Origin of the sequence: Brevibacillus sp. SAFN-007a (assembly GCF_051967035.1) — a bacterium.
Classification (GTDB): domain Bacteria; phylum Bacillota; class Bacilli; order Brevibacillales; family Brevibacillaceae; genus Brevibacillus.
The window spans coordinates 226,842-244,200 of sequence record NZ_JBQCKK010000002.1; the positions used below are offsets into that span (position 1 = coordinate 226,842).

Consider the following 17,359-nt stretch of genomic DNA (forward strand, 5'->3'; position numbering starts at 1 on the left):
AGAAAGTAAAGACAACTCGTGAAAGTGGGGGGAGTAGAAACATGCTGGCACTTATCAATTTGATCGCGTTTTTCCTGGTGCTCGCTTATGGGCTGTATCTGGCCGGACATGTTGTGTACAGCAGATATTTGTTCATCAAGCTGGGCAAAAAGCCAGATGTGAAAGATGACTTTGGCGCACGTATCAACCTGATGCTGGACAACGTCATTTTCCACAAGAAGCTGTTGAAGGACAAAAAGAGCGGGATCATGCACGTCGTCATGTTTTACGGCTTCATTATCCTGCAGTTCGGCGCTATCGAGCTGGTTATCAAGGGGCTGTCCAAAGGCTTCGAGCTTCCGTTTGGCAGCGCGCACAAATATTTTTCGCTGATGCAGGAGATCACTACGTTTCTCATCCTGGCCGCCGTCGGATACGCCTTTTACCGCCGCTATATCGAGAAGCTGAAGCGGCTGAAGCGCGGCTTCAAGTCGGGAATCGTTCTGCTCCTGATTTCTTCCCTGATGGCGACCGTGCTGCTCTCCCTCGCCTTCGAGCAGATTTGGCTCGGTCATGAAGCATCCGTCTTTGCGCCGATTTCCTCCGTAATCGCGATGGCCTTTTCCGCGATCGGCGTAGGGACGACAGGCGGCGCGGTTCTGTTTTACGTATTCTGGTGGGCGCATCTGATTATCTTGCTGGGCTTCGCCGTCTACGTGCCGCAGTCCAAGCACGCGCACTTGCTGTTTGCTCCGGTCAACGTCTGGTTCAAAAAGCTCGATCCTCCCGGCAAGCTGACCAGCATCAACTTCGAGGACGAGACGCAGGAAGTGTTCGGCGTGGGCAAGATCGAGGACTTCACGCAAACCCAGCTGATCGACCTGTACGCCTGTGTGGAGTGCGGACGCTGTACGAATATGTGCCCGGCTTCCGGTACGGGAAAAATGCTTTCGCCGATGGATCTGATTACAAAAATGCGCGACCATTTGACCGAAAAAGGGGCGGCGGTAACCTCCCGCACGCCGTGGATGCCGAGCTTCGCCTTTTCGCAAACCGCTGCCAACCAGATTGCTTGGCAGGCGTCCGAAGTAGCGGCGACAGCCGAAGAGGCGACCTCGGTTTACGAGAAAAACCTGATCGGCGATGTGATTACCGAGCAGGAGCTGTGGGCTTGTACGACCTGTCGCAACTGCGAGGATCAATGCCCGGTCATGAACGAGCATGTGGATAAAATTATCGACATGCGCCGTTACCTGGTAATGACGGAGGGCAGCATGCCAGCCGAAGCGCAGCGTGCCTTGAACAATATCGAGCGTCAGGGCAATCCGTGGGGAATCAACCGCAAAGACCGGACGAAATGGATCGAAGGTCTGAACGGGCAATACGAGGTGCCGACCGTCAAACAGGTCGAGGAGTTCGAGTATTTGTTCTGGGTTGGCTCGATGGGGTCGTTTGACCTGCGTAGCCAAAAAATCTCCCAAGCCTTTGTAAAGCTCATGCACGAAGCGGGCGTCAAGTTTGCCATCCTCGGCAATGAGGAAAAGAACTCGGGAGACACGGCGCGCCGCATCGGAAACGAGTTTTTGTTCCAGCAGCTGGCACAGGAAAACATCGCGCTGTTCGAAAGCTACGAGGTCAAAAAAATCGTGACTTGCGACCCGCATGCGTACAATACGTTCAAAAACGAATATCCGGAGTTTGGGCTGACTGCCGAGGTATATCACCACTCCGAGCTACTCGCCCAGTGGGTGAAGGAAGGGCGTTTGAAGCCGACCAAGGAAGTCAAGGAGCGCATCACGTATCACGATTCCTGCTATTTGGGCCGTTACAACGAAATTTACGACAAGCCTCGCGTCATTCTCGAAGCGATTCCAGGCGTGGAAGTAGTCGAGATGAAGCGCAGCGGCTGCGACAGCATGTGCTGCGGAGCGGGCGGCGGTCTCATGTGGATGGAAGAGCATGAAGGCACGCGGGTTAACGTGGCGCGTACAGAGCAAGCGCTGGAGGTCAATCCGACCGCGATTGCCAGTGCCTGCCCGTACTGCCTGACCATGATGAACGACGGCATCAAGACCAAAGAAAAGGAAGACGACGTCAAAACGCGCGACGTGGCGGAAATTTTGGCGGATGCGATCTGAAGCAAGCCGGGGCGGCATCGTTGGAACAGCCTGATACGAGCGAAAAATCAGGCTGTTCTTTTTTTCCTAATTCATTGACTAATCCAACAGAAGACGGCAAAATGAAGGTAGCAGAAAATGAACGAACGCTCGATCAATTTCGTTTGGTTGATTGGCTCGATAATACCGAATGGAGGTCATGCGATGAAAACGGTGATTGTAGGGGCGGCACGTACCCCGTTTGGTAAGTTTGGCGGTTCTTTGAAAGCGTTGTCTGCGGTAGAGCTCGGCGCTGTCGCCATCAAGGAGGCAGTGAAGCGCTCCGGTATTTCCGGCGATCAGGTCGATGAAGTCATCATGGGGATGGTCGTACAGGCAGGCGCGGGGCAGGTGCCTTCCCGCCAGGCTGCTCGCAAGGCCGGGCTGCCCTGGAATGTGGCGAGCGAGACAATCAACAAGGTATGTGCCTCCGGGATGCGGGCCGTCACGATGGGCGATCAGATCATTCGCGCGGGGGACGGGGAAATCATCGTCGCAGGCGGCATGGAGAGCATGAGCAATGCGCCTTACGCTCTGCCGGATGCGCGCTACGGAATGCGGATGGGTGATGCCGCTGTTCGCGATCTGATGATGTACGATGGGCTCACATGTCCGTTTGACCAGGTGCCGATGGCGATCCACGGCAGCAACGTAGCCGAGGAGTACGGCATTACGCGGGAAGCGCAGGACGAATGGGCGCTGCGCAGTCAACAGCGGGCTGCCCGAGCAGTGGAAGCGGGGCTTTTTGACGAAGAGATCGTCGCCGTCTCCATTCCGCAGAAAAAAGGGGAGCCGGTGCTGGTCGCAAAAGACGAGGGACCTCGCCCGGATACCACCAGGGAAGGGCTGGCCAAGCTGCCTCCGGTCTACAAAAAGGACGGCACGATTACGGCGGGCAACGCGCCGGGGATCAACGACGGAGCCGCCGCGATGGTGCTGATGTCCGATGAAAAGGCGAAGCAGCTCGGCATCCGGCCGCTGGCGACGATTCTCGGGCACGCGCAGGTGGGGGCTGAAGCGCCTTACATCGCGACAACGCCGGGGCTGGCAATCAACAAGCTGCTCGAAAAAACAGGGGTGTCGCTCAGCGAGATTGACCTATTCGAGGTGAACGAAGCGTTCGCGGCCGTGACATTGACGAGCGGCAAAATCGTCGGCTGGGACGACGAAAAGGTGAATGTGAACGGGGGAGCGATCGCGCTCGGCCACCCGATTGGCGCGAGCGGAGCGCGGATTATCATGCACCTCGCGTACGAACTGAAAAGACGCGGTGGCGGACTGGGAATCGCGGCGATATGCAGCGGCGCCGCACAGGGAGACGCGATCCTGATTAAAGTGGAATAGGGAGGCCTTCTACATGAACATCCAAACGATCATGGTCATCGGGGCAGGACAGATGGGCAGCGGGATTGCCCAGGTAGCGGCGCAGGCAGGCTTCCGCGTTTATTTGAACGACGTGCAGCAGCCGTTTGTGGAACGCGGTCTGTCCACGATTTCGAAGAATCTGTCGCGCAACGTGGAAAAAGGCAAGCTGAGCGAGGACGACAAGCAGGCGATTTTGTCCCGAATCGTAGCTTCGACGGATTTGGCAGACGCTGCGGAAGCGGATTTTGTCATCGAAGCCGTAACGGAAAACATGGCGGTGAAAACCGGAATTTTTTCCAGGTTGGACGAGGTGTGTCCGCCGCATACGATTTTGGCGAGCAACACTTCTTCCCTGCCGATTACGGAGATTGCAGCCGTGACGAAGCGCCCGGAAAAAGTAATCGGGATGCATTTTATGAATCCGGTTCCGGTGATGAAGCTGGTCGAGATCATCCGTGGACTGCAAACCGCAGATGAGGTGTACCAGCTGACGGAGGATTTGTCCAAGCAAATGGGCAAGGTGCCGGTAAGCGTCAACGATTTTCCCGGCTTCGTCTCCAATCGGGTGCTGATGCCGATGCTCAACGAAGCGATCTACTGCGTATACGAGGGCGTGGCGACGCCGGAAGCGATTGACGAAGTGATGAAGCTGGGCATGAACCATCCGATGGGTCCGCTCCAGTTGGCAGACTTCATTGGACTGGATACGTGCCTCTATATCATGGAGGTGCTGCACGAAGGCTTTGGCGACTCCAAGTACCGTCCTTGCCCGCTCTTGCGCAAATACGTGAAAGCGGGATGGCTGGGCAAAAAATCCGGTCGGGGGTTCTACGTGTACAACTAACTGATGATTCGGCAGAAAGGTAGGGCGGGCGGACATGGATTTCAGGTTGAAGGAAGAGCAGGAAATGATGCGCCGCATGGTGCGCGACTTTGCGCAAAAAGAGATTGCGCCATTTGTTCCGGTTATGGAAGAAAAAGAGGAGTTTCCCCGTCAGGTCATCAAAAAGATGGGCGAAATGGGGCTGATGGGAATTCCCATTGCCGAAGAATGGGGAGGCGCCGGAGCGGATTTTGTCTCCTATATTTTGGCGATCCATGAGATTTCCAAAGTGAGCGCAACGGTAGGCGTGATCCTGTCCGTACACACCTCGGTCGGGACCAATCCCATTCTGTACTTCGGAACGGAGGAGCAGAAGCGCAAGTACGTGCCAAAGCTTGCCCGCGGCGAGTATCTCGGCGCTTTTGCCCTGACCGAGCCGCATGCCGGATCGGATGCCAGCAGCATCCGGACGACAGCTGTGCGAAACGGCGACGAATATATTTTGAACGGCAACAAGGTGTTTATCACGAACGGCGGCGAAGCAGATACGTACATCACGTTTGCCGTCACTAATCCCACCAAAGGCACCAAGGGCATATCGGCCTTCATCGTAGAAAAGGATACGCCCGGCTTTACTGTCGGGAAAAAGGAAAAGAAAATGGGGCTGCACGGCTCCTATACGACCGAGCTGGTATTCGACAACGCCCGTGTGCCTGTTGCAAACCTGCTGGGGCAGGAGGGAGAAGGTTTCCCTATCGCAATGGCCAATCTGAACACGGGACGCATCGGGATTGCCGCGCAGGCGCTGGGCATCGCAGAGGCTGCTCTTCACTATTCAACAGAGTACGCCAAGGAGCGCAAGCAGTTCGGCCAACCGATCGCCAAGCAGCAAGCTATCGCCTTCAAGCTCGCGGACATGGCGACCAAGGCGGAAGCGGCGAGACTGCTCGTGTATCGCGCGGCATCGCTGTGTAGCCAGGGGATCTCCTGCGGCATGGAAGCGTCCATGGCAAAACGGTTCGCAACGGACACGGCTATGGAGCTGGCAACAGAAGCGGTACAGATATTCGGAGGCTACGGCTACACCAGGGAATATCCGGTTGAGCGGCTGTTCCGCGACGCCAAAATCACGCAAATTTATGAGGGTACAAACGAAATTCAACGAATCGTTATTGCCAAGCAGTTGCTTGCCGACTAATCGAGCCGATTGTTCCGTCAGACTTGTTTTCGCCTGACAAGGACCGGCGCAAAGCACATGGGGGAGTGAAAACGATGAATTTCCAGCTTACGGAAGAACATGACATGATGCGCAAAATGATTCGCGACTTCGCAGAAAACCAGGTAGCTCCGACAGCAGCCGAGCGCGATGAAGAAGAGCGCTTCGATCGATCCATTTTCGAGCAGATGGCTGAGCTTGGCTTGACGGGCATCCCTTGGCCGGAAAAATACGGAGGCGCTGGCGCGGATTACTTGAGCTACGTCATTGCAGTAGAGGAACTCTCCCGCGTGGATGCGTCAATCGGAGTCACGTTGTCCGCACAGGTGTCGCTTGCCAGCTGGCCGATTTACAAGTTCGGAACGGAAGAGCAGAAGCAAAAGTTTCTGCGTCCGTTGGCAGAGGGCAAGAAGATGGGGGCCTACTGTCTGACTGAGCCAGGCTCCGGCTCCGATTCGGCGGGAATGCGCACAACCGCGGTGCGCGACGGCGATCACTACATTTTGAACGGCAGCAAAATTTTCATCACCAATGCGGGCGAAGCGGAAATCTACATCGTCTTTGCCGTAACCCAGCCAGAACTGAAGCACAAAGGAATCACCGCTTTTATCGTGGAAAAAGGCATGGACGGCTTTACGATGGGGAAAAAAGAGAAGAAGCTGGGCATCCGTTCCTCGCCGACGCTCGCTGTCAATTTCGAAGAGGTGCGCGTGCCGGTAGAGAACAGGCTGGGAGAAGAAGGCCAAGGCTTCAAAATCGCGATGATGACGCTGGACGGCGGACGAAACGGGATTGCTGCCCAGGCGGTGGGGATCGCGCAGGGGGCCTTCGAGCACGCGCTGAGCTATGCGAAGGAGCGCAACCAATTCGGAAAGCCGATTGCCTCGTTGCAGGCGATCCAGTTCAAGCTGGCTGACATGGCCACCAAGATTGAGGCGGCGCGCCTGCTCACCTATCAGGCGGCGTGGCTGGAAGATCAGGGACTGCCTTACGGAAAAGCATCGGCCATGTCCAAAGTATTTGCGGGCGATATCGCGATGGAGGTGACGACCGAAGCTGTGCAAGTCTTTGGCGGCTACGGCTACACACGCGAGTATCCGGTGGAACGCTTCATGCGCGATGCCAAAATCACGCAAATCTATGAAGGCACGAATGAAATCCAGCGCGTCGTCATCAGCAACTATCTGTTAAAAGAATAGCAAGACGCCGACCAGCAGCCGCGATTCATCCAACTAGCTGAAAGCCCGCAGATCATGTTGACAGAGGCTGCGGAAAAGAAAGGTTTGGCTTTGCGCTTTTCCTCGCGTATAATGGTGTGCGAAAAGATACGCAAGAAGAGCGTTTGCTCCTTTCTTTTCCCGAAAGTGTCTGACTAAACGCTCAGTCGGTTGGAAAGGTGGATTTGTTGTGTCCGAAAAGAGAAAAACCATACCGTCCTTGGTCAAGGACCCGAAACTGATCGAAAAACGGCGGGAACAAATTATTGAGGCTGCCGTTCATCTCTTCATTCATAAAGGCTTTCACAAGACGACGACAAGGGAGATTGCCCGGGCTTCGGGGTTCAGTATCGGTACCTTGTACGAATATATCGAATCCAAGGAAGACGTGCTCTATCTCGTTTGCGATGCGATTCATGCCGAGATGGAGACACGCCTGCGCGAAGCGATCAATTTTAGCGGCACCGGACTGAAAATTTTAAAGCTCGCCATCCGCAGCTTCATTCGTGTGATGGACCAAATGAGCGACCGCGTCCTGCTCATTTACCAGGAGTCGAAGTCGTTGCCGAAAGAAACGCTGCGCTACGTGCTCGGACGCGAAGAGGAGATTGCGCAAATTTTTGTGGAGATCCTGCGAAAAGGGATTGCCGACGGCTCGCTGCGCCTCGATGAGAAGCATGTCAAGCTGATGGCTGACAATATCATGGTGTTGGGCGAAATGTGGGTGTTCCGCCGCTGGGCTCTGCACAAGCACTATACGTTGGAGGAGTACACCGAGAAGCAGATTACGCTGCTGCTTCGGGATATCAGTGTCTCCGACTGACATCATTCATTCAATCTCGGGGGAGAGTGGAACGATGGAAACCGAAGTGTATCGTCCGCAAAACAAGGTTCGCTTCGTGACCGCCGCCAGCTTGTACGACGGTCACGACGCCTCGATCAATATCATGCGCCGTATTTTGCAGTCTTCGGGAGTGGAAGTGATCCATCTGGGTCACAACCGCTCTGTCGATGATATCGTGACCGCCGCCATTCAGGAGGACGTGCAAGGCATTGCCATCAGCTCCTACCAGGGCGGCCATGTGGAATATTTCAAATACGTGATTGATCTGTTGCGCGAACGGGGAGCCGGGCATATCCGCGTCTTCGGAGGCGGAGGCGGTGTCATCGTTCCACGCGAGATTCGCGAGCTGGAGGAGTACGGCGTCTGTAAAATTTACTCGCCGGATGACGGAAGACGCTTGGGCTTGCAAGGCATGATTAACGACATGATTCGCAACAGCGATTTTCCCACGGTCAAGCAGTTGGAAAACGAAGTCGCTGGCTTGCGCGAGCAGAACCACAAGGCGATTGCCCGCCTAATCTCTGTGGCGGAGTACGCCGTCGATCAGCCGGAGTGGAAGGAACCGCTCAAGGAGTGCGTGCGGGAAGCGCAGGATTCGATCCCGGTGCTGGGCATCACAGGCACAGGGGGAGCGGGGAAAAGCTCGTTGACGGATGAGCTGGTTCGCCGGTTTTTGCGCACGTATCCGGAAAAGACAGTCGCGATTTTGTCAGTCGATCCGTCCAAGCAAAAATCGGGCGGAGCGCTTTTGGGCGACCGGATCCGCATGAATGCCAACAATACGCCGCGCGTCTACATGCGCAGTCTGGCGACGAGAAAGTCCGGCATGGAGCTGTCCGCCGCTGTGAAGGATGCGATTCAGGTTACCCGTGCGGCTCAGTTCGATCTCATCATCGTAGAGACGAGCGGAATCGGTCAGGGCGATGCCCAGGTGACCGAGGTGTGCGACGTGTCCATGTACGTCATGACCAGCGAATTCGGCGCGCCTTCCCAGCTGGAGAAAATCGACATGCTCGATTTTGCCGACGTGATCGCGATCAACAAATTTGAGCGAAAAGGCTCGGAGGATGCCCTGCGCGAGGTGCGCAAGCAGTATCGTCGCAACCACCAGCTGTTTGACCTGCCCGACGAGAAGATTCCCGTCTACGGGACGATCGCCAGCCAGTTTAACGATCCGGGGACAAACGTGCTGTTTGCCGCGCTCATGCATAAAATTGTCGAAAAGACAGGCGTGGATTGGCCTGTTGAGCAGTTGGACACCACTCCCGTAAAAATTCATAAAACTTCGTTGATTCCGACAGAAAGGATCAACTACTTGCAAGAAATTGCCAACACGGTCCGCCAATACCGGGCGTATACCGAGGAGCAATCGGCCATCGCCCGCAAGCTGTACCAGCTGCACGGCGCAAAGGAGACGCTGCTCGCAGCGCAAGAAGAGGCAGCGACAGAGCTTGTCGGGGTACTCGACAGACAGATCAAGCTGTTTGAAGAGAAGCTGCATCCCGAGTGCCGACGGATTCTCGACAATTGGCCTAAGCTCAAGGAAGCGTACAGAAAGGACCAGTTTGTCACGAAAATCAGGGACAAGGAAATCGTCACGAAGCTGTTCACGGAATCGCTGTCGGGTACGCGCATTCCAAAAGTAGCGGTGCCGGAGTACGAGGACTGGGGCGAGATTTTGAAATGGTCGCTGAAGGAAAACGTGCCGGGCGAGTTTCCGTACACGGCAGGCGTGTTCCCGTTCAAGCGGGAGGGCGAAGATCCGAAGCGGCAGTTTGCGGGCGAAGGGACACCCGAGCGCACGAACCGGCGTTTCCATTTCCTTTCGCAAAACGACGAGGCGAAGCGGCTCAGTACGGCGTTTGACTCCGTGACCTTGTACGGCGAAGACCCGGATTACCGCCCGGATATTTACGGGAAAATCGGGACGAGTGGAGTGAGCGTCTGCACGCTGGACGACATGAAAAAGCTGTACGCAGGCTTCGACCTGTGCGCGCCGAGCACGTCTGTGTCGATGACGATTAACGGCCCGGCCCCGATGATTTTGGCGATGTTCATGAACACGGCGATTGAGCAGCAGATCGAGAAGTTTGTCCAGCGGGAAGGCCGCCAGCCGACCGAGGAGGAAGCGGAGCAGATCAAGGCGTATACCTTGTCGACTGTTCGCGGAACCGTACAGGCGGATATTTTGAAGGAAGACCAGGGGCAAAACACGTGTATTTTCTCGACGGAGTTTGCCCTGCGGATGATGGGCGACATCCAGCAGTATTTCATCGACCATAAAGTGCGCAACTACTACTCCGTGTCCATTTCTGGCTACCATATCGCGGAAGCGGGGGCCAACCCGATTACGCAGCTGGCGTTCACGCTGGCGAACGGCTTTACGTACGTAGAGTACTATTTGAGCCGAGGCATGCACATCGACGATTTTGCGCCGAATCTGTCGTTCTTTTTCTCCAATGGCCTCGATCCGGAATATACGGTCATCGGCCGGGTGGCGCGCCGCGTGTGGGCGACTGTGATGAAAAACCGCTACGGCGGCAACGAGCGCAGTCAAAAGCTGAAATACCACATCCAGACCTCCGGACGTTCCCTGCATGCACAGGAGATGGATTTCAACGATATTCGGACGACGCTGCAAGCGTTGATTGCGATTTACGACAACTGCAACTCGCTGCATACGAACGCCTACGACGAAGCGATTACGACCCCGACGGAGAACTCTGTGCGCCGGGCTATGGCGATCCAGATGATTATCAACAAGGAGATGGGACTCGCGAAAAACGAGAACCCGCTGCAAGGCGCGTTCATCATCGACGAACTGACCGATCTGGTGGAGGAAGCTGTCATGCAGGAGTTCGAGCGGATCAGCTCGCGCGGCGGCGTGCTGGGAGCGATGGAGACGCAGTACCAGCGCGGCAAAATCCAGGATGAGTCGATGTACTACGAAATGAAAAAGCACTCCGGCGAGCTGCCGATTATCGGGGTCAACACCTTTATCAATCCGAACGCGTCCGAGGAAGACTACGAGATCGAGCTGGCGCGGGCGACAGAGGAAGAAAAGGAACAGCAGATCGTCAACCTGCGCGCGTTCCAAGAGCGCAACCGCCACGTAGCGCCGCAAGCGCTGCGCCGCTTGCAGGAGGTGGCGATGGCAGGCGGGAACATTTTTGCCGAGCTGATGGAAACCGTGAAGGTGGCTTCGCTTGGACAGATCAGTGCCGCTTTGTACGAGGTCGGCGGCCAGTACCGGAGAAATATGTAAACGAGCAAGGGGCCTCACGAGTAGTTGCAGCTACTTTTCAAGGGAGGCCCCTTTCTGTTGGTTGGGGAGGAGGTTCGGCTTTTTCCTGCCTGTCGATGGAAACGGGTATATTCTGCTACAAAATATTCAAGACTAATCTAGGCATGACTTCTACATTAAAGTTATTATAAAAAAGAGGTTGACAAACGGGAACAATTGAATGATAATTGTTATCAAGTTAGAATTATTATATTTAATAATTCTAGAAACCAATCATACAGGAGGTTATTCACTATGTCTCTTATCGGTAAACAAGTCCTGCCTTTCAAAGCACAAGCTTACAAAAACGGTAGCTTTGTAGAGGTTACAGAAGAAAACTTTAAAGGTCAATGGAGCATCGTTTGCTTCTATCCAGCAGACTTCACTTTCGTTTGCCCGACTGAGCTGGAAGATCTCCAAAACCAATACGAAACCTTGAAATCTATGGGAGCAGAAGTATACTCCGTTTCTACAGATACTCACTTCACTCACAAAGCATGGCACGATACATCCGAGACCATCGGCAAAATCACCTACACCATGATTGGCGACCCAACTCACACCATCTCCCGCAACTTCGATGTATTGATTGAAGAAGAGGGACTGGCTGACCGCGGTACGTTCATCATCGACCCGGACGGTGTGATCCAAGCCATTGAAATCAACGCAGGCGGCATCGGTCGCGATGCAAGCTCCATTGTCAACAAACTGAAAGCAGCTCAATATGTTCGCAACAACCCAGGCGAAGTTTGCCCGGCGAAATGGCAAGAAGGTGCTGCTACCCTGAAACCAAGCCTTGATCTTGTTGGCAAGATCTAAGGAGTGGGATCAATGATACTGGACGCAGAAATCAAAGCACAGCTAGCGCAATATCTTCAGCTCATGGAAGGCGAAGTGCTGTTGAAATACAGCGCAGGCTCTGATAGCGTATCGCGTGACATGCTGCTTTTATTGGAAGAATTGGCAACCATGTCGCAGAAAATCAAGCTGGAAGAAGCCTCCATGGAGCGTACACCTAGCTTTAGTGTCAATCGTATCGGGGAAGATACCGGAGTAACGTTTGCTGGCGTACCCTTGGGACATGAATTCACTTCCTTGGTGTTGGCTTTGCTGCAAGTGAGCGGCAGACCTCCAAAGGTTGACCAGAAGCTCATCGATCAAGTGAAGAGTCTGAAAGGCGAATATCACTTCGAGACTTATGTCAGCCTGACCTGCCACAATTGTCCTGATGTGGTTCAAGCACTGAACGCGATGAGCGTTCTCAATCCTGGTATTCGACATACTATGATTGACGGTGCTGCGTTCAAAGAAGAAGTCGAAAGCAAAAACATCATGGCTGTGCCAACGGTTTTTCTGAATGGGGAAAACTTTGGCGGCGGTCGGATGACACTCGAAGAAATTCTCGCCAAGCTTGGTTCGGCTCCGGACGCATCCGAATTTGCGAACAAAGAACCTTATGATGTGCTCGTGATCGGAGGCGGTCCATCCGGAGCAAGTGCTGCGATCTACGCGGCGCGCAAAGGCATTCGCACCGGTATTGTGGCTGAACGCTTCGGCGGCCAGATCATGGACACGCTGGGTATTGAAAACTTCATCAGTGTCAAATACACCGAAGGTCCGAAGTTGGCCGCAAGTCTCGAAGAGCATGTAAAAGAGTACAATGTCGATGTCATGAATTTGCAGCGGGCCAAGCGCCTGGAGAAAAAGGACTTGATCGAAGTCGAACTGGAAAACGGTGCTGTTCTCAAGAGCAAAACCGTTATCCTCTCGACGGGTGCCCGCTGGCGCAATGTGGGCGTACCTGGCGAAGAGGAGTTCAAAAACAAAGGCGTGGCGTATTGCCCGCACTGCGACGGTCCATTGTTTGCCGGTAAACGCGTAGCTGTCATTGGCGGCGGAAATTCCGGTGTGGAAGCCGCAATCGATCTCGCGGGCATTGTCCAGCACGTTACGGTTCTCGAATTCGCTGCTGAGCTGAAAGCCGACTCTGTTTTGCAAGAGCGCCTGTACAGCTTGCCGAACGTAACGGTGATCACCAATGCGCAGACCACGGAAATCACCGGTACCGACAAGGTAAACGGCATTTCCTACAAGGATCGCGAGACGGAAACGGTTCATCACATTGAGCTGGAAGGTGTGTTTGTCCAAATCGGTCTTGTGCCGAATACCGATTGGCTGGGAGATACAGTCGAACGGAACCGAATGGGCGAGATCGTTGTCGATAAACACGGCGCTACTTCCCTCCCTGGTGTATTTGCCGCAGGCGACTGCACGAATAGTCCATACAAGCAGATCATTATTTCGATGGGTTCAGGTGCCACCGCAGCCTTGGGTGCATTTGATTATCTCATTCGAAACTAATGAACGTAGGAGCCGCTTCGCTACCATCCGGATAGCGAAGCGGCTCTCTTTATACAACAAGGAAAATAACCGGGAAACCCGTACCGAGAATAAATGGTCCTTCCCGGTTTGAAAGCCTTGCATTTTCGTCTAAAATAAGGAATACTGTATGTTAGTCTTCGTATGTTATACGATATACGTTTGAGGAAATCGACACATGGATGAATTGCCTATGCAATGCCTGCGTCCCCCAGCAAAGGGCGAGGTCGGTATTCAAGCCAATAGTTTTCTAATAGAAAGGACGTGCCCTGGGTGAGTCAATTGTTTGCGCATATTGATCCCGAGAAACTGAGTGAGATGGCGTTGGTTGATATTGCGTATGAAATTTTGCGCGAAACCAACCGCACTTACAACTTCCGCGAGCTGATGGATGAGCTGGCCGCTGTTCGTAACATGACAAACGAACAACTCATGGCTATCATCGCGCAAGTATACACGGAGATTAATATCGACGGCCGTTTTGTGTGCCTTGGCGACAACGTGTGGGGATTGAAACGCTGGTATCCAACGGACACGGTCGAGGAAACACAAGAAGGCGGCGGAACCAAGAAGAAGAAAGTCATTCTGGACGACGACTTCGACGATTACGACACCGAAGACGAAATTGTGGAGGATTACGAAGAAGACGACGTTGTCATTTTCGAAGACGAAGAAGTATTCGTGGATGATGCGGATATCGAAGATGAAGAGATTGCCGAAATCGACGAAGAAGAGCTCGAAGAAGAGGAAGACGAGCTGTTTGACGAGGAGCTTGAGGAAGAGGAAGTGGACGAAGAGTTGGAAGATGACGAGGATAAGTGATAAGTCCTTGACTTCCGCCTGACGGACAGATAAAATACTCCTTGGGCTTCACATGAAGAAGGATTAAATAAGGGAAACTATAAAACAAAAGTGCCCCTACCCCATTACCAAAAGGGATAGGACTCGCTTTTGTTTTTCTTTTTTTGGGAGCCGTCTTCATACCGTTTTTACTATTACTACTCCTAAAGGGTTTAGGGAAAGAGGGGACGTTAACGATGACGAAGTATATTTTTGTGACGGGCGGGGTCGTATCCTCGTTGGGAAAAGGAATTACAGCGGCTTCTCTGGGCCGACTCCTGAAAAATAGGGGCTTGAAGGTAACCATCCAGAAATGTGATCCGTACATCAACGTCGATCCAGGAACGATGAGCCCGTATCAGCACGGGGAAGTATTCGTTACGGACGATGGAGCGGAAACCGACCTGGACCTGGGACACTACGAGCGTTTTATCGACATCAATCTGAGCGCGAACTCCAACGTAACGACTGGAAAAATCTACTCGACCGTCATCGCCAAAGAACGTCGCGGAGACTATTTGGGCGGAACCGTTCAGGTTATCCCGCACATTACGAACGAGATTAAAGACCGCATTTTCCGCGCGGGCCGCGAAACCGGAGCAGACGTGGTAATCACCGAGATCGGCGGAACGGTAGGGGACATCGAGAGCTTGCCGTTCCTGGAAGCGATCCGTCAGATCAAGAGCGATATTGGCCGTGAAAACGTGATGTACATTCACGTGACGCTGGTTCCTTACATCAAGGCAGCGGGCGAGATGAAAACAAAGCCGACCCAACACAGCGTGAAAGAACTGCGCAGCCTGGGCATTCAGCCAACGGTGATCGTGACCCGTACCGAACAGCCAATGACCCAGGAAATGAAGGACAAGCTGGCACTGTTCTGTGACATCGACAAAAACGCGGTTGTGGAATGCGTGGATGCAGAGACTCTCTACGACGTGCCACTGCAACTGCAAGCGCAAGGTCTGGACGACTATGTTTGCCGCCACCTCGGCCTGACTTGCCAGGAAGCCGACATGACCGAGTGGAAGTCGCTGGTCAACAAAATCAAGAACCTGTCCAAGACAACGACGATCGCGATTGTCGGGAAATACGTGGAGCTGCACGACGCTTACTTGTCCGTAGCAGAAGCGCTGTACCATGGCGGTTATGCGAATGATTCCAAAGTGGAAATCAAATGGGTGCACGCAGAAGAAGTGACGCCGGAAAACGTAGGCGAACTGCTGGGCGATGTAAACGGCATCCTGGTACCAGGCGGCTTCGGCGATCGCGGGATCGAAGGCAAAATTATCGCGACCCGCTACGCTCGCGAAAACAAAGTGCCATTTTTGGGCATCTGCCTCGGTATGCAAATTGCGGTGATTGAATTTGCCCGCCACGTCGCAGGCATGGACGGTGCCAACAGCTCCGAGATCAATCCGGACACCCCTTATCCGGTGATCGACCTCTTGCCAGAGCAAAAAGAAATCGAGGATAAAGGTGGCACCATGCGCCTCGGTCTCGGTCCTTCCAAAGTGGAAGCAGGCACGCTGACCGAAGCTGCTTACGGCAGCACACTGGTGTATGAACGTCATCGTCATCGTTATGAAGTCAACAACGAATATCGCGAGCAACTGGCTAAACGGGGCCTGCGCTTTGCCGGTACATCCCCGGACGGCCGTCTGGTGGAAATCGTGGAAGTGCCGGACCACCCTTGGTTCGTGGCTACCCAGTTCCATCCGGAATTCACATCCCGTCCGAACCGTCCGCAGCCGCTGTTCCGCGATTTCGTCAAAGCTTCCCTGAACCTGTCTAAATAAAAATAGACCCAAAGACGCACCGGCGCTCTCGCTCGTCGGTGCGTCTTTTTTGCATGCCGCCTGTTTAGTGAAAAAGCGGAGACAGCCAGGCCACCCAGTAGGCGGCGGGAACAAGGAAGAGCTGAGCCAGAAGCGTCCCGAAAAATCGGGAAATCATCAGCCACAAGTACATGTCCCGAATCGATTCCTGTGTGGCTTTTCCCTGCATGGCTTTTTCGGTCAGGAGGGCGACTTGCGGGTCCACCAGAATGGTCATGAAAATCGTGGCGAAGCCGTTAATCATGCCCGACGACATCAGCACCGTTGCCTTGTAATCAGGGGCCAGCAGCGTCGCGTAAAGGACGGAGAGCACGCTGCTAGTGTAAATCGCCGTTCCCAAACAGTTGAGCAGCAGGAGACGTTTCGGGATGCCTTTGATGCGAAACCGGGAGATGGCCTGCCAGCTCGGGATTCGCACGTGGTGCCGGACGCGGCGGATGCTGTCTACGGTGACGGCTGTGCGCAGCATTTGCGGAATCGAACCGGCCAGCTCAAGATGCGAGATGACTCGTTTGGAAATTTGGACAAACGTGGGAAACAGCACGATGGCAGCCAGCGTCCCGACAGAGGAAGCCGCTATAATCGTATGTAGCTGCCAACTCGGGTCGGTATGCAGGATGGCCGCTTGATCCATCAGCCCGCCGGTGAACGGTCCCTGAATCAGGTTGGAGGTGCGGGAGAGCAACAGGGTAATGCCGACGAGTGACATGGCGACCGCGATTCTCCCTGTCTGGACTCCTGCGAAGCGGATGGCATAGGAGAGTGTCTCTGTCGTATGGATAATAAACGTCAACAGGCAGATCAACCAGAGCGCATTCATCTTGGTTTTTGGCTCCTTGCTTGGCGCGAAAATGGTATCCCTATTATACTCGAAATGGACATAACGCGAAAATTTCAGCAACGGATACGCAAAAATGTGCAGGAGTTTCCTGTTTTTAGGCGAAAACCTAGTTAATTAAGGAAATGGATTCGTCAGGGGGGAGTAACCGTGTTCGACAAACATGATAAAAAGGTGCTGGTTGTCGATGACCAGTATGGTATCCGCATTTTGTTGTATGAGGTACTGGGAAAAGAAGGGTACAAGACCTTCCAGGCTGCAAACGGGAAAATGGCTTTGGAGATTGTGGAAAAGGAATCGCCTGATCTGGTCATTCTCGATATGAAGATTCCAGGCATGGACGGCATTGAGATTTTGAAGCACATTAAAAAGATCAACCAGGACATCAAGGTCATCATGATGACGGCCTACGGAGAACTGGACATGATCAAGGAAGCGACTCAACTGGGAGCGCTGACCCATTTCACCAAGCCGTTCGATATCGACGAGCTGCGAATGGCCGTACAGCAGCAGCTTGCCTGCTAGTCCTTTTGGCGACGTGTGCGTGGGGACAAGCGTACCTGTTAACAAACGCCTGTCTG

Annotated in this window: 13 protein-coding genes; 12 read left to right on the top strand and 1 reads right to left on the bottom strand. The window is 53.9% G+C overall.

Features of this window, described 5'->3' with window-relative positions:
* Positions 1-41: 41 nt before the first annotated feature.
* The 11 genes from ACTHO6_RS04435 to ACTHO6_RS04485 all read left to right on the top strand — a co-directional run bounded on the left by ACTHO6_RS04435 (position 42) and on the right by ACTHO6_RS04485 (position 15,901).
* A complete protein-coding gene (locus ACTHO6_RS04435; protein ID WP_440239776.1) occupies positions 42-2,117 on the top strand; it encodes a heterodisulfide reductase-related iron-sulfur binding cluster in 2,076 nt (691 codons plus the stop codon).
* A gap of 183 nt (positions 2,118-2,300) precedes the next feature.
* Positions 2,301-3,479 (top strand): acetyl-CoA C-acetyltransferase, encoded by a 1,179-nt coding sequence (locus ACTHO6_RS04440; RefSeq protein WP_440239778.1) that lies wholly within the window; start codon positions 2,301-2,303, stop codon positions 3,477-3,479.
* A gap of 13 nt (positions 3,480-3,492) precedes the next feature.
* Positions 3,493-4,344 (top strand): 3-hydroxybutyryl-CoA dehydrogenase, encoded by an 852-nt coding sequence (locus ACTHO6_RS04445; protein WP_440239780.1) that lies wholly within the window; start codon positions 3,493-3,495, stop codon positions 4,342-4,344.
* A 34-nt stretch (positions 4,345-4,378) separates the two neighbouring features.
* On the top strand, positions 4,379-5,521 hold the full coding sequence (locus ACTHO6_RS04450) for an acyl-CoA dehydrogenase (protein WP_440239782.1): 1,143 nt from the start codon (positions 4,379-4,381) through the stop codon (positions 5,519-5,521).
* Between the two features lie 74 nt (positions 5,522-5,595).
* Positions 5,596-6,738 (top strand): acyl-CoA dehydrogenase, encoded by a 1,143-nt coding sequence (locus tag ACTHO6_RS04455; protein WP_440239784.1) that lies wholly within the window; start codon positions 5,596-5,598, stop codon positions 6,736-6,738.
* Between the two features lie 208 nt (positions 6,739-6,946).
* Complete coding sequence (locus ACTHO6_RS04460; RefSeq protein WP_440239786.1) at positions 6,947-7,579, top strand: TetR/AcrR family transcriptional regulator; 633 nt, start codon at positions 6,947-6,949, stop codon at positions 7,577-7,579.
* A 34-nt stretch (positions 7,580-7,613) separates the two neighbouring features.
* Positions 7,614-10,865, top strand: coding sequence for a fused isobutyryl-CoA mutase/GTPase IcmF (gene icmF, locus ACTHO6_RS04465; RefSeq protein WP_440239788.1), 3,252 nt, complete (start codon positions 7,614-7,616; stop codon positions 10,863-10,865).
* Positions 10,866-11,138: 273 nt separating this feature from the next.
* Positions 11,139-11,702, top strand: coding sequence for an alkyl hydroperoxide reductase subunit C (ahpC, locus tag ACTHO6_RS04470; protein ID WP_440239790.1), 564 nt, complete (start codon positions 11,139-11,141; stop codon positions 11,700-11,702).
* Positions 11,703-11,714: 12 nt separating this feature from the next.
* On the top strand, positions 11,715-13,244 hold the full coding sequence (ahpF, locus tag ACTHO6_RS04475; RefSeq protein ID WP_440239792.1) for an alkyl hydroperoxide reductase subunit F: 1,530 nt from the start codon (positions 11,715-11,717) through the stop codon (positions 13,242-13,244).
* 291 nt (positions 13,245-13,535) lie between these two features.
* A complete protein-coding gene (gene rpoE, locus ACTHO6_RS04480) occupies positions 13,536-14,084 on the top strand; it encodes a DNA-directed RNA polymerase subunit delta (protein ID WP_440239794.1) in 549 nt (182 codons plus the stop codon).
* A 215-nt stretch (positions 14,085-14,299) separates the two neighbouring features.
* Entirely contained in the window at positions 14,300-15,901 is a 1,602-nt protein-coding gene (locus ACTHO6_RS04485; protein ID WP_440239796.1) for a CTP synthase, read from the top strand.
* A gap of 64 nt (positions 15,902-15,965) precedes the next feature.
* Here ACTHO6_RS04485 and ACTHO6_RS04490 read toward each other — a convergent pair whose 3' ends face one another.
* A complete protein-coding gene (locus ACTHO6_RS04490) occupies positions 15,966-16,760 on the bottom strand; it encodes a lipid II flippase Amj family protein (protein WP_440239798.1) in 795 nt (264 codons plus the stop codon).
* A 168-nt stretch (positions 16,761-16,928) separates the two neighbouring features.
* On the opposite strand from ACTHO6_RS04490, the gene ACTHO6_RS04495 reads away from it, so the two are divergent.
* Positions 16,929-17,303: a response regulator gene (locus ACTHO6_RS04495; RefSeq protein WP_005827822.1), complete on the top strand. Its 375-nt coding sequence runs from the start codon at positions 16,929-16,931 to the stop codon at positions 17,301-17,303.
* Positions 17,304-17,359 lie beyond the last annotated feature (56 nt).